11 protein-coding genes are annotated in these 13465 nt (G+C 55.3%); 6 read left to right on the forward strand and 5 right to left on the reverse strand.

Translation table 11 applies throughout. The annotated features are described in order from the left end of the window. The first annotated feature begins 66 nt into the window (after positions 1-66). The 5 genes from CJ187_RS09080 (at position 67) to CJ187_RS09100 (ending at position 7276) form a co-directional block, all read left to right on the forward strand. The gene (locus CJ187_RS09080) at positions 67-1353 is read left to right on the forward strand and encodes an adenylosuccinate synthase (protein ID WP_102216375.1); all 1287 of its coding nucleotides are present in this window, start codon (positions 67-69) and stop codon (positions 1351-1353) included. Between the two features lie 423 nt (positions 1354-1776). Continuing rightward, positions 1777-3630, forward strand: coding sequence for a phosphoenolpyruvate carboxykinase (GTP) (locus tag CJ187_RS09085; RefSeq protein ID WP_102216374.1), 1854 nt, complete (start codon positions 1777-1779; stop codon positions 3628-3630). A gap of 340 nt (positions 3631-3970) precedes the next feature. Beyond that, complete coding sequence (locus CJ187_RS09090) at positions 3971-4903, forward strand: hypothetical protein (RefSeq protein WP_146003078.1); 933 nt, start codon at positions 3971-3973, stop codon at positions 4901-4903. 560 nt (positions 4904-5463) lie between these two features. After that, positions 5464-6798: an NADP-specific glutamate dehydrogenase gene (gene gdhA / locus CJ187_RS09095; protein WP_102216372.1), complete on the forward strand. Its 1335-nt coding sequence runs from the start codon at positions 5464-5466 to the stop codon at positions 6796-6798. 115 nt (positions 6799-6913) lie between these two features. Then, a complete protein-coding gene (locus tag CJ187_RS09100) occupies positions 6914-7276 on the forward strand; it encodes a sterol carrier family protein (RefSeq protein WP_102216371.1) in 363 nt (120 codons plus the stop codon). A gap of 43 nt (positions 7277-7319) precedes the next feature. On the opposite strand, the gene CJ187_RS09105 is transcribed toward CJ187_RS09100, so the two are convergent. After that, positions 7320-9011: a phosphoenolpyruvate--protein phosphotransferase gene (locus CJ187_RS09105; protein ID WP_233187330.1), complete on the reverse strand. Its 1692-nt coding sequence runs from the start codon at positions 9009-9011 to the stop codon at positions 7320-7322. 164 nt (positions 9012-9175) lie between these two features. Between CJ187_RS09105 and CJ187_RS09110 the strand changes: the two genes are divergently transcribed. Beyond that, a complete protein-coding gene (locus CJ187_RS09110; protein WP_102216370.1) occupies positions 9176-9433 on the forward strand; it encodes an HPr family phosphocarrier protein in 258 nt (85 codons plus the stop codon). Positions 9434-9718: 285 nt separating this feature from the next. Here the strand turns inward: CJ187_RS09110 and CJ187_RS09115 are convergent, their stop codons facing one another. The 4 genes from CJ187_RS09115 to CJ187_RS09130 all read right to left on the reverse strand — a co-directional run bounded on the left by CJ187_RS09115 (position 9719) and on the right by CJ187_RS09130 (position 13010). Then, entirely contained in the window at positions 9719-9961 is a 243-nt protein-coding gene (locus tag CJ187_RS09115; protein WP_102216369.1) for a DUF4235 domain-containing protein, read from the reverse strand. A 181-nt stretch (positions 9962-10142) separates the two neighbouring features. Next, complete coding sequence (rarD, locus tag CJ187_RS09120; protein WP_102216368.1) at positions 10143-11072, reverse strand: EamA family transporter RarD; 930 nt, start codon at positions 11070-11072, stop codon at positions 10143-10145. A 52-nt stretch (positions 11073-11124) separates the two neighbouring features. Continuing rightward, positions 11125-12441 (reverse strand): DUF4921 family protein, encoded by a 1317-nt coding sequence (locus CJ187_RS09125; protein ID WP_102216367.1) that lies wholly within the window; start codon positions 12439-12441, stop codon positions 11125-11127. 161 nt (positions 12442-12602) lie between these two features. Then, positions 12603-13010, reverse strand: a complete 408-nt coding sequence (locus CJ187_RS09130; protein WP_102216366.1) for an ACT domain-containing protein — start codon at positions 13008-13010, stop codon at positions 12603-12605. Positions 13011-13465 lie beyond the last annotated feature (455 nt).

The following is a 13465-nucleotide window of genomic DNA, read 5'->3' on the forward strand; positions in this document are numbered from 1 at the left end:
TTCTACCTCGCAAGGACACATCTTGCGGGAATAGATGCCCGTGAGGGCTAGCTTTGGAGGCAAATAATGCCAGCGGTGGTTGTCGTCGGAACCCAATGGGGCGACGAAGGTAAAGGTAAGGCAACGGATCACCTCGGATCCGATGTGGACATTGTTGTAAAGTTTAACGGCGGTAACAATGCAGGACACACCGTGGTGGTGGATGGTGAAAAATATGCGCTCCACCTACTGCCCGCCGGGATCCTTTCAGAAGACGTCACCCCAATTATTGGCAATGGCGTAGTAGTCGACTTGGAAGTCTTGTTTGAAGAGATTGACGCACTTGAAGCCCGAGGCATGGACACGTCTTCGCTGAAAATCTCGGCAGATGCGCACATCATCCCCTCATACAATCGGCTCCTGGACCGGACGAGTGAGAAGTTCCTTGGGAAAAGGCAACTGGGGACCACCGGTAGGGGAATTGGCCCAACGTACGCGGATAAGATGAACCGAATCGGTATTCGCGTGCAAGACCTGTTTGACGAATCCATCTTGCGGCAGAAGGTTGAAGGGGCGCTGCTGAACAAGAACCACCTGTTCACCAAGGTGTTCAACAAGCCGAAAGTGGATGTGGATGAGGTGACGCGTGAGCTACTGTCGTACGCAGACCGCGTCAAACCCATGGTGGTTGACGGTTCCCTGCTGGCAAACAATGCATTAGACGAGGGTAAAACCGTGCTGTTTGAAGCGGGGCAAGCCACCATGCTCGATATTGATCACGGCACGTACCCGTTCGTGACTTCCTCAAACCCCACCGCCGGAGGAGCCTGCACCGGTTCGGGTGTGGGACCAACGCGGATCGACGCGGTTGTTGGTGTGTCAAAGGCATACACCACGCGCGTGGGGGAAGGACCGTTCCCAACAGAACTATTTGGGGCCGAAGGTGATGAGCTGCGTGAACGCGGCGGTGAGTTCGGAGTCACCACCGGGCGTCCGCGCCGCTGCGGTTGGTTCGACGCAGTGGTCAGCCGGTACGCGTCGCGCATCAACGGGCTAACGGACTTGGTGATCACCAAACTGGATGTGCTCACCGGGTACCAGCAGATTCCTGTGTGCGTCGCCTACGAGGTGGACGGACAGCGCGTAGATGAAATGCCGTTAGACCAAACTGCGTTCCACCACGCCAAACCCATTTATGAAATGCTCCCCGGCTGGAGCGAGGACATCACCGGTGTGCGGTCTTTCAACGACCTACCTGAAGCTGCGCGCCACTACATCGAGCGCCTAGAAGAGCTTTCGAAGTGCCGCGTATCCGTAATCGGCGTCGGGCCAGGGCGTGACGAAGTGATTGTCCGACACCAATTCGACCTCTGAGCCCCCCAGGTACCCTCGCTCGTAAAGCCGCTTAAGACGCTAGGTGCCCTCGCTCGTAGAGCCACTTAGGACGCTAGGTACCCTCGCTCGTAGAGCCGCCTACGCAGGCTAGGTACCCTCACGTTGCAAGCAGGCCGTGGCGTTCGGTGAGGGTACCTACGGGCCGGGCGGGCGCCTCAGGTCGGGTAGGGAAAAAACGGGGAACGACGCAAAAGGTATAAATCTCAACGCAACAATGAAATCTGCGCTTTTAACCTGTACTGTGGACTTGGACACACGTGTTTTTGGGACTCCCGGCCCGCAAAAAAAACGGTGAATGGGAGATGATTGAACATGTGATCCGAACCGTTCCAAAATCGGTTTGGAACCTAGCCAATGGATGCAAATCGCATCCAGGAAGTACAAATGCCCAGGAGGCTAAGTATGACCGTTACATTGCAGGACGTTAAAGCTGCCGCTCCGTCTAACGCACCCGAAGAAGTTGTTGAATGGGTAGCGAAGATTGCGGAACTAACCACACCGGAAAAGGTGGAGTTCTCTGACGGTACGCAGGAAGAATGGGACCGGTTGACCAGCGAAATGGTCGAATCCGGAATGTTCACAAAACTGAACGAGGAGAAGCGTCCAAACTCTTTCCTCGCCCGTTCACTACCTTCAGACGTGGCGCGTGTAGAGTCGCGTACTTTCATTTGCTCTGAGAAAGAAGAAGATGCTGGCCCCACGAACCACTGGGCCGATCCGAAAGAGATGAAAGAAACCCTCATCGGCGAAAACGGTGTATTCCGCGGCGCCATGAAGGGCCGCACCATGTACGTGGTGCCATTCTCAATGGGTCCGCTGGGCGGCCCGATTTCTCAACTGGGAATCGAGATCACTGACTCACCTTACGTAGTGGTTAACATGCGGATCATGACCCGCATGGGTGCTAAAGCGATGGACCTCATCAACGAGGGTCGTCCTTGGGTACCTGCAGTTCACTCAGTGGGTGCGCCGCTGGAGCCAGGTGAGAAAGACACCGCTTGGCCATGCAACGACGAGAAGTACATTACCCACTTCCCCGAAACCAACGAGATCTGGTCTTACGGCTCCGGTTACGGCGGTAACGCGCTGCTCGGCAAGAAGTGCTACGCACTCCGCATCGCTTCGACGATGGCTCGCCGTGATGGCTGGATGGCGGAACACATGCTCATCCTGCGTCTAACCAGCGAAAAGACCGGTAAGCAGTACCACGTAACCGCTGCCTTCCCGTCCGCTTGTGGTAAAACCAACCTCGCGATGTTGCAGCCCACCATCCCTGGCTACAAAGTGGAAACGGTTGGGGACGACATCGCGTGGATGCGTCCAGGACCAGACGGACGCCTGCGCGCAATCAACCCCGAAGCAGGTTTCTTCGGTGTTGCACCCGGCACGAGCTACAACACGAACCCGATGGCAATGGAGACCGCAAAGGCGAACTCCATCTTCACTAACGTGGCGTTGACGGACGACGGGGACGTGTGGTGGGAAGGCATCGACGGTGAGATGCCTGAACACTTGATTGACTGGCGCGGAAACGACTTCACGCCAGCTGACGCGAAGGAAGGTAAAGTTGCGGCTCACCCGAACTCGCGCTTCACAGTCCCGGCTTCGCAGTGCCCAATCATCTGTGACGATTGGGAAGCACCTGAGGGTGTGCCGGTAGACGCGATCCTGTTCGGTGGCCGTCGCGCCACGAACGTACCTCTCGTAGCTGAGCAGTACGAACCGGCTCACGGGGTATTCATCGGCGCATCGGTGGCGTCCGAGGTCACTGCCGCAGCGACCGACGTTAAAGCTGGTTCACTGCGTCACGACCCGTTTGCGATGCTGCCGTTCTGCGGCTACAACATGGCAGACTACTGGGGTCACTGGCTCGAGATGCAGAAGAAGCTCGGCGACAAGTTCCCGAAGGTCTACCAGGTTAACTGGTTCCGCAAAGACGAGAACGGGAAGTTCTTGTGGCCCGGATACGGTGACAACTCCCGCGTACTCGACTGGATCGTTCGCCGCGCAGCTGGCGAGGTAGAGGCGATTGAAGGCGTCACCGGCCTTTACCCGAAGTTTGAGGACTTCAACCTCGACGGCCTCGACATCGACAAGACTGTTTGGGACAAGATGTACGACATCGACCCAGACGCTTGGGCAGCCGAGATGGACTCCACCGAGGAATACTTCGAACAGTTCGGCGACAAGGTACCGGAAGAGATCCGCGAACAGCTCAAGAAGTTCCGCGATCGCATCGCCGCTGCGAAGAAGTAGCACATAACCGCTGCTTTGAAGTAGCTTACTGCTCAAAAGTAGGCTGCTCTGAAGCGGTAACGCAGGGTTAAGTAGTTATCCATACCCTGGAGGGCCTGCACCCACCCGGTGCAGGCCCTCGCTTTATCTGCGACTATTCCGGTGCGGGGATTGCCTTTGTAGGACTTGGTTTTGTGGGGGGTTGGTTTTTGCGGCTTGCTTTTTTGTGGGGGCTTGGTTTTTGGAGGGAAGCTGGGTTTTTAGCGGCTACTTTCTGAATATTGGCCATTGCGGTAGACCGTGAAAGAATGGGCGTTGTAGGCATTTCCCGCGATAGGTGCGAGTTAGTTGAGGTGTGGGTGTGAGCGAAGCAGTAGAACTAGAACGGTTATTGCGCGAAACCCGCCGGCGTCTTTATGCAACGGCCGCAAATACTGCTTCCGACCCGTTTGAAGCGGATACAGCGCTTCCAAATAGTGAGGCAGAAGCTTTAGAAAGGCGAGTTCAAGGCGGGTTGCGTGCCGCCGAACTTGACCACCGGCGTGCAGTGGCGAAACTTGCTAGTTCAGACACCCCGCTTCCGTTCGCCGACGCTGCTCGACGTATCAACGCGGAACCGCCCGAACCGCCCGCAGATTCGGCGTCTACCCCCGTAGTTTCGCAGTGGACGCTGGACCCCGCTTCCTCAGAATATGAGAAAGTTCTGCGCACATTAGGATTTCCCGAGGGACTACCCACCGGTGGTGTCCGCGTGGTTGACGCTGCTGCCGGCGACGTGTTGCTGGTAGTGGGTCAGCAAGGTGCTAGTGAAACCGCTGTTGACGTGGCCGTGCGGTTACGAGGACGCTTAGAAGGACGCGGAGTAGACACAGAAGTCGTGCTAGGGGGCGCACGAACCGTGCTGCCCGGTGAGCAACGCCGCGTGCGTAGCGCAGAAGAATTTGAACAATTGAGAGCGCAAGTACCTCAAAAAGCAATTGTTCTGACGTTAATTAACTCTAAAATTGCAACGCATCACCGGATCGCCAGTAGAATCGCGGCGTCTGTGGATTTTGCGCAAGTGTGGGTCTGTGTTGACGCGTTAATGCAAAAGGCTGCATTGGAAAAAGCTGTGACGGACCTACCGGGGCAGGTTAACGCAGATGCGGTCGCGCTCACGCATGCGTGGGACGCCCGCAAACCCGGGCAGGGACTAAACCTGGGGGTGTCGGTGGGCCTGGTGGATGGTGCGCCGTCCACACCGCACTTGTGGCAGCTGATAGTTGAAGACGCGGTCGCGCGCATGCAGCTGTGAACCGGCCGACCGAGTCTTACACGTTTGGGATTCAAATTTGGTGTGAAACTGTAATTTGACAACCTGCCTTACTAAGTTATCCACAGGCGTTTCCACAACTGTGTAAATAGTTTGTGGACTTATCCTCACACCTGTGGAAAAACCGGTGGATAACTGTGTGAATACACCCATTTCCTTCAGGTACCCCCTTAGTAAAGCGCGTCAACTACAGCATTTTCCCCGCTGCGGAAGAAATGTGAAATTGTGTACACACCTGTGTATCTCCTCTGCGGGAACCGGTGTCAGTGGCAGAAATCTGTGCTTCGCGTGGTGGTACTCACAGGTGTAAATGTGGAAAACTCCGAATTAAAACTATCGCTAACTACGTTGGCTGCGGTTTACTCTTTAGTGACTATTACTTTCCTATTTGAAAGTACCCTCTATGAGGTAATGCCTAGGTGTTGTAAACACCTGTAGGTACCCCCTGTCGAAAGACACGATCTTGAGGGCCCGCAGGAGGGAAGACGCATGAGTAAACGTAAGGCGGCTGGCGAGAGTCGGTCTTAAGGAGGAATTGATATATGAGCCGAGTCGAAGAGGTATTCGAAGAAGTTCAGCGTCGCAATCCCGCTGAACCAGAGTTCCACCAAGCGGTACGGGAAGTGCTGGAGAGCTTAGAGCCGGCAATTAACCGGCATTCACACTACGCTGACTATGCACTTCTGGAGCGCCTGGTGGAACCAGAACGGCAAATTATCTTCCGCGTTCCGTGGATCGATGATGCGGGGAAAGTGCGGGTTAACCGAGGGTACCGCATAGAGTTCAACTCCGCTCTTGGGCCGTACAAGGGCGGTTTGCGTTTCCATAAAACGGTCAACCGCAACATCGTTAAGTTCCTCGGGTTCGAACAGATCTTCAAGAACGCGTTGACAGGCCAGGGCCTCGGGGGTGGAAAAGGTGGTTCTGATTTTGACCCACATGGAAAGTCTAATAACGAAGTAATGCGGTTTTGCCAATCATTTATGACCGAGTTGTACCGCCACATCGGTGAGGCCACGGACGTACCCGCGGGAGATATCGGTGTGGGTGGACGCGAGATTGGATACCTCTTTGGGCAGTATAAGCGTTTAACGAACCGATTTGAGGCGGGGGTACTTACCGGTAAAGGGCTTGGGTACGGTGGTTCGCTGGTGCGCACGGAAGCAACTGGCTACGGCGTAGTTATGTTTGCGCAATCCATGCTTGCGGTAAAGAACGAGTCGATTGAGGGTAAGCGGATAGCTATTTCTGGTTCCGGCAATGTTGCTACTTACGCGATTGAGAAAGCCCTCCAGTTAGGGGCGAAGCCAATAACCCTATCGGACTCATCGGGGTGGGTACATGATCCAGAGGGGGTAGACGTGGACCTGCTGAAACAAGTGAAGGAAGTTGAACGCGGGCGCGTTTCTGACTACGCGGAGCGTAAAGCCGGTGCGCAGTTCTTCGAATCTGGAAACGTGTGGCAGGTACCCTGTGATGTAGCTCTGCCGTGTGCCACGCAGAACGAGTTGAATGAGTGCGACGCCCAATCTTTACTTAAGAACGGTTGTCACGTGGTAGCAGAAGGTGCGAATATGCCAACTACACCGCAGGCGATAGAGCTTCTGCAGTCCTCGCACGTACTGTTTGGTCCGGGTAAAGCGGCGAATGCTGGTGGGGTTGCGACTTCTGCGCTAGAAATGCAGCAAAATGCGTCGCGGGCACACTGGTCGTTCGACGTGGCGGAAGCGCAACTGTCGAAGATCATGCAGCAGATCCACGACGACTGTGTTGCGACCGCGCAAGAATACGGTCGGCCCGGAGACTACGTTCTGGGTGCCAATATTGCGGGCTTTGAACGGGTTGCTGATGCCATGCTCGCCCACGGAGTTATCTAACCAGTCACCGCGTAGCTGGCCGACCAGCTGTTATCTAACCAGCCCGTCTGAATTCTTCCTACAATATTGAAGGTGAGATATTTTCGCCCAATATGTAGGGGGTACCTGAGGAAGTATGAAACGGCGGATAAGTGACTCGCAGGGTTTAAACGCGGTGGCGAGTTGGCGGGCGGGCGAGCGATCGCGCCCTACGGTCGCCACGGCCGTGCGGTGGAGTTTAGAGGAGCTCGCGGCGACTGTGCCGGGTCGTTCAGTGGAGGTGAGGGTACCTCCGTATGGTGCGGTGCAGATCCTAGGGGGTACCACGCACCGGCGAGGTACCCCACCTGCAGTTGTGGAAATGCGTGCGGACGCCTGGTTGGGGCTCATTACTGGAGTTCAGCAGTGGGGGTACCTGGTGGAAAACGGTGAGGTACAGGCGTCCGGGGAACGAACAGACTTATCGGCATATTTCCCTCTCGTACCCGAGCAGAAATAACGCTCGGCAGATTAGTCACCAGATTGCGCCGCCAAAAGAAGGGTTAGATTTCAAATACACGCCGAGCCCGGTGCCGCGCATCCCCCTGGTCGCGCGCGGCCCGAACTGCGCGAGCAGCTTCTTGACATTGCTCCAACGTGAACTGGCTCAGTTGCGCGCCAACTGCTTTAAGTGCCGGAGGAGCCACGGACAGCGACGTCACCCCCATGCCTACTAGCACGCAAGAAAGTAGTGGGTCAGCTGCGGCTTCACCACACACCCCGACGGGGGTACCTGAACGGATACCGGCGCGCGCCACATTCGAGATGAGTGCAAGCGCGGCAGGCTGCCACGGGTCTGAGTACTCCGCTAAATCTGCGGACAGACGGTCAGCAGCCATTACGTATTGCGTCAAATCGTTTGTGCCGACGGACACGAAGTCAACGATTTCCATGAACTGGTCAATCAGCACTGCCACGGAGGGTACCTCAACCATGATGCCGGCTTTCAACCCGCGTTCGTGAACGAGCTTTGTGAACCATTCGGCCTCAGGAATCGTAGAAATCATGGGGGCCATAACCCACGTGTCCTCATGGTTTGCCGCGTGAGCGCACTGGGCGATCGCATCTAGCTGGTGGAGCAGCAACCCGGGATTATGCCCCGATGTGCGCAACCCACGTACCCCCAGTGCTGGATTCGCCTCATCCGTTAGGGTCGCGTAGGGAACGGGCTTGTCCGAACCGGCGTCTAGGGTTCGAAAAACGATTTTAGAATGAGGGAACGCCTCGAACGCAGGCTGGTACAGTGCGCGCTGCTGCTCAACGGTTGGTTCTGCACTTGCTCCCAGAAAGCACAGCTCAGTGCGGAGCAGGCCCACGCCTTGTGCGCCAACTGACCGGCCGTCGCGGGCCGTATCACCATCGCGCACATTTGTTAGTAGCTCCACGGGGGTACCATCAGCTAGCTGCGCTGGCCCCGACCATTTCTGGATGAGTTCTACGCGCTCACGGTCTGCGTCGACGCGTCGCTGCGCTTCCTCAGGGGTTGCGTCCGTGCGGATGGTGCCGCGCTGACCGTCCACCAGAACGTAGGTACCCTCATCAATATCAGAAATGTCACGGGCCGCAACGATGCAAGGTAACCCGAGTTGGCGGGCAATGATGGAGGTGTGGGAAGTGGGCCCGCCAAGTTGGGTGACGATGGCGACGAACAGGGTTGGGTCTAGGTCGGCGGTGTCAGCGGGAGTGAGTTCGTCAGCGAATAGTACGACCCGTTCAGATGGGGTTGGGATACCCGGTTCCTCACGACCAAGAAGCTTCGCAATCACGCGGTCGCGCACGTCGCGCAGGTCAGTGGTGCGTTCAGCGAGGATCCCACCGGCTTTTTCGAACTTGGTAACAAACCGGTCGGTTGCATGCATTGTGGCCTGTACCGCTGGAGTGCCGCGGCGGATCATTCTGGTTACTTCTTTACGCCAAGCTGGGTCGGATGCGATCGACGCGGTTACCGATAGGAGCGCGGCCGCGTGCCCCGTGGTGGAATCCGCTCTTTCTTGGAGTTTCGCAGTGACCTCATCGGCAGCCTGCGTGAATTTCTTGGCTTCCTCGCCGCGTCTTTCCTCAGGCAGGTCCGGTGCTGTTAAATCTGGAATAGGGGGCCGGCGTGTCCAAACGACTGGTGCGTACGCGATCCCGTCTACCACTGGAGTGCCGTATAGAACTGTTTGTTCAGGCTTTTCCTGTGCCACCTTAGCCACGTCCTTTCTGCAAGGGGGTACTTGGGTACCTAGAACAAAGATACGTGTTTTCTTAATAGGGTTTGAGTATTTGTAATGAAAAGCACGAAAAAGGGGTTAGTAAAGATAAGGAAAATGTGGAAACCTATGGGAGGAGCGAATATTACTAAAACAAGGAGGTTCCCGTGGTTAAACGGAGTGCCACCGTAGCCTCCGAAGTGGGGTTACATGCCCGCCCAGCAGCGATTATTGCGCGAGAAGCGAAACGGGCTACCAGCCCGGTTTATATTTCGTTGGGAGAAGAAACTGTCGAGGCACAGTCCGGCCTGATGATCATGACTTTAGGTGCGCAATATGGCGATGAGGTAACTGTTACCTCGGACGATGAGAAGGCTGTTGAAGCAGTTTGCGAACTCATCGCATCCCCCATGAGTTCAGTCTGAGCGCTTGGTTAAGATCAGCGTTAACGCCCCGTCGGGGTCTGTTCGGCCACGTGGCTGCGGGCGCGAGCACTTGGTTGGGGGAGCGTAAGTACTTGGTTGGATCCTTCCGAGATGTCGGTCGGGGATGTCTGGTTTGTCGACAGAGCCCAAAGAAAATGTCGGTTAAAGCGAGGTTGAACCCTTCTGTTTTACTAACAGTCGACTACGTATCTAAAACAAAAGCGCGCCAGTTGTATAACTAAGGCGCACTTTATTTTCTAGATTCTCAGCGAGCTAAGCAGGAAACTAGATGGATTTAGCGAAGGCCTTCTTGGTACCACGCAGCACGTACCGGCGCGCCATTGTTGCTAGTACGCCAGAAATTGCGGCGAAAACGAGTAGTTCAACTAGTTCAACCTGGTCTTCATCTTCGTTTTGAGGGGATTCGTGCCCGGTGAATACCTTCCAGCCTTGGTTGACAATCTGGTTTGCCGCAAAGCCCGCAGCTGCGAGTGCGCCGGCTGTAGCAAGTTTGTATGGGACGTTCATTAGTTCCTCCTCAATAAGATGAACGTGGTTCGCTATCTACTTCTATCATGCCCAATTGAGACCGGGGGTGCGAATGCACTGCGGAAGAGTCCAACAACCCTTGCCTGCTCAAAGTACCCTCGTGTGTCCAAAGTACCTCCGGCTTATTCAAAGTACCCCGTCTACCAGATGTCGCATGCTGCTAAGCGTGTGGGTGTCGTTTTGACCGCAGTGAATCCCAGGTGAGGAGCATTAATCCAAGCCAAATGATGAGGGTACCTACCCAGCGAGCAGGTTCCATCGGTTCGTGAAAGATGAACACACCGATTAGCAGTTGCATAATCGGAGAGGTGTATTGCAACAGTCCAAGCACGGTGAGTGACAGGCCTCTAGCGGCCATGGCGAACATAATCAGCGGAATAACTGTCACCAGTCCGGCACCCACTAAAAGCGCGAAGTGCCCAACCATGGCTTCTGCTCCCGCCCCGTGACGCGCCAGTTTATGAAACGAGGTACCCCTGGTGCACACGAGGTAAACAAAATACGCAATCAATAGCGGCGCGACCGCCATGGTCTCCAACGCCATGCCGGTCACTACGGGTGCAGTGGTAGAAACCTGTTTCTTTATGAGGGAGTAAACCCCAAACGTTACGGGCAGGCCGATCGAAACCCAGGGTACGTACCCCAGCCCGGCGATCATCACAATAATCGCGATGGCGCCTAACGCCAGTGACGATGCTTGCAGAGCATTCAACCGTTCGTGCCGCACGGTTGCCGCCAGAAACACGGTAACAAGGGGGTTGATGAAGTACCCCAACGCAGCATCCACGGTGTGGCCGTGCAAGATGGCCCAAACGTACACGCCCCAGTTGATAACAATGGCGTGCCCGGCTAGCACGAGAAACCAGAAGGTGCGTTTGTCTTTCCACAGGGTCAGCAACTGCCTCAAGCGTCCGGTACATGCCATTAATGAAAGGCAGAAAATGAGGCCCCAGATGGCTCGGTGCGCAATAACTTCGAATGCTCCTGCGGGGGCGAGGCGCGAAAAGTAGAGTGGAAAGAACCCCCAGAGAACGTATACGGAAAGTCCGAGCAGAAAGTTCTTCTGAGAGTTCAGTTTCAGTTCGCGCATATATGTAAAGTTAGCACGCTGGTCTAGGCCAGCAGAAAACTAGTTCGTTGACCTAGGATAGTAAGTCGGCTGAAACGTGGCATTCGCTTCCAAGAGCGATATCTGAACTTATTTTTCCTTCGTCACGAAGTTGGTGTAGTTGTGGCAGGACGCGGTCGCGAACACCCCACGGGTCGATCGTGTTGAGGTAGATTCTCGTCCCCCCTTCAAAACCCGCAAGAGTGGAGATACGCCATTTAAGCAGCATCCGCCAACGCATGGGCGTGTTGATGTCTGGGGGGCGGTGGTACCACTCTTCGTTGCAGGGTACTTGGCTGCCTGTTGCGGCGTGTGCGGCGTGCACAATGTCTGACACGCCACGCATCGTTTCGGGCGAGACTTCCCACGGATTACGCGCCGGCCCCAATGGCCAGATTGCGATAGTAGGGTAGCGATGTCCCCACCCCGCCATGGCAATTGCGTGTTCGTTTTGGGCTAGTATGAGGTCCCCGGTTACTCCAACGGACAGGATCTGCTCGTAGATCTGTGGATCTTTGCGGATACGGCGTAGTTCCGCCGCGGTTTGCACGGAATGCGCGTCGATAGCCACCAGCTGTTTGTGGAGGTGGTCGAACGAGGCTCCCGCGGGTTTCAACCAGTTTTGGAAGCACGCGACGTATCGGACCGCGGGGTCGAGTCCGTATAGATCCTCCATGGTTTGAGCGGTGAACTGCATGTACTGGTAGTGTTCGTCTTCCGTGAGGGTACCTGACGATGCGAGTTCAACGTTTGTTTTAGCGTCGTCCGTGTAGTGGCGGCGGGCGACGATGAGGTCGTGTCCGCCCGAGAAGAAACCGTTGGCGTGCGCTAACAGTTGGGCGTCGTCCAAGCTTGCGTAATCTTCTTCGGACATTCCGGACGCTTTCAACCTGGCTTTAACCACGCGCATCACGTGGTCGTACCCTTGCGGGTGGGCGAGGTAGTCAGCCATTCGGCGGTGTTCAGTTTCTGAGGGTACGTGGCCGTGGTTTAGGTGCCAGTAGTTGTAAGAGACGATCTCAAAGAGGTTCGGGATCCGGCGGAACTCAGCTACCGTCTGATTGAGTTCGGAAGCTGAGAGCTCTGTGAGGGTTTGCCAACTACCCGCTGCGTCGCGGATTACGCGGGCTTTCTCCGGAGGGGTTTCTATGTACCGGTCTTCGCAGAACGCGCAGTAACGCCCTGCCTGAGCTTGGTCGATGGGTTCGATACTAGGGTCAAGAGGCGCGAGAGGGCGGTGGTCACGCCCAGGTACCGTCCACACCTCTGTGCCTGTAAGTAGGTTCTTTTGCTTCACAGTCCCATCTGCGAGGCGGTCTATTGAATGCATCTTTGTGCGCTCTCTTGCCATATCCACCAGCCTATAACGTCTAGCGCACGATTTTGCGGAACCTTTGGGTAAGAAGATCCTTTCCCTTAGGGCCGACGCTTACGCATTGTTGAACTCTGCAGTGCCGGCCCTCAGGCAAAAACGGTGTATTGTAACGGGTTATCGAATAAAAACGGTGTCTGTTAACGAGGTAACCAACCTTTGGCTTGCTCTTTGAGGTCCCGCATGATTGACAGTGCCTCATCGGCTTTATCGACCTGAACAAAAAGGTGTTCATGGTGGAAACCAGCTAGCTGGTTGCAGGTAATAGAACGCGCTGCCAGAGTCTGGCCGATGGTGGCGGCAAGGCCAATCGAAAGCAGGGAAGAGGGCAGCTCTAAGGTTATTCGTGCAAAACGGTTATCGGTTGGAAGCCCAGCTTTTTCGGCTCGATCCTCCGAAATGACGATCGTGGTCCCTTCTTTTTCGCGCACGGTAGCGAAGGGTTCAACCCCCTCTGGAATCTCGTCAAGATTAGCGAAAACATAGATGCCCTGCGATTGGATGTCCATGTTCGCGAGCATCTCGTCGAGTGATTGCGTGTTATCCATACTTAGAAAATACCCGAGTTACCTGAAAGTTTTTATACTGTCTCACGTGTAGAAGCCAACGTACGCCCGGTTAAGCCGTCAGTGAATTGCCGCGTGTTATTCAGGTTCTGCGGTCTTGCTTCACGCGCGTTATTTAGGTTCTGCGGTCTTGCGTCACGCGCGTTATTCAGGCTGTTGGTGTTGGTCGATGTGTCTTGTTTAAGTTTGCGGGTATTGCTTTTTGAACGTGGTGCAGTTTGCTCATGTTTTCTCCAGCTTGCTTACGCCTGCTTCAGGTCGCTTACGGTTTTTCAGCTTGCTTACGTTTTTCAGTTCTGCGGTCTCGATGAGTCTTATTTGGTTTGTTGAGTGCCAATTTAAGCGTTTTGTTCAGCCTTGAGTGAATTGCACTCAACTTTGCTTGGCACTCAAAGGGGAAGAGTGCCAGAATGGAGGTGTTGCAAGACAGAAAGGAA

This window comes from Gleimia hominis, assembly GCF_002871945.2.
Lineage (GTDB): Bacteria > Actinomycetota > Actinomycetes > Actinomycetales > Actinomycetaceae > Gleimia > Gleimia hominis_A.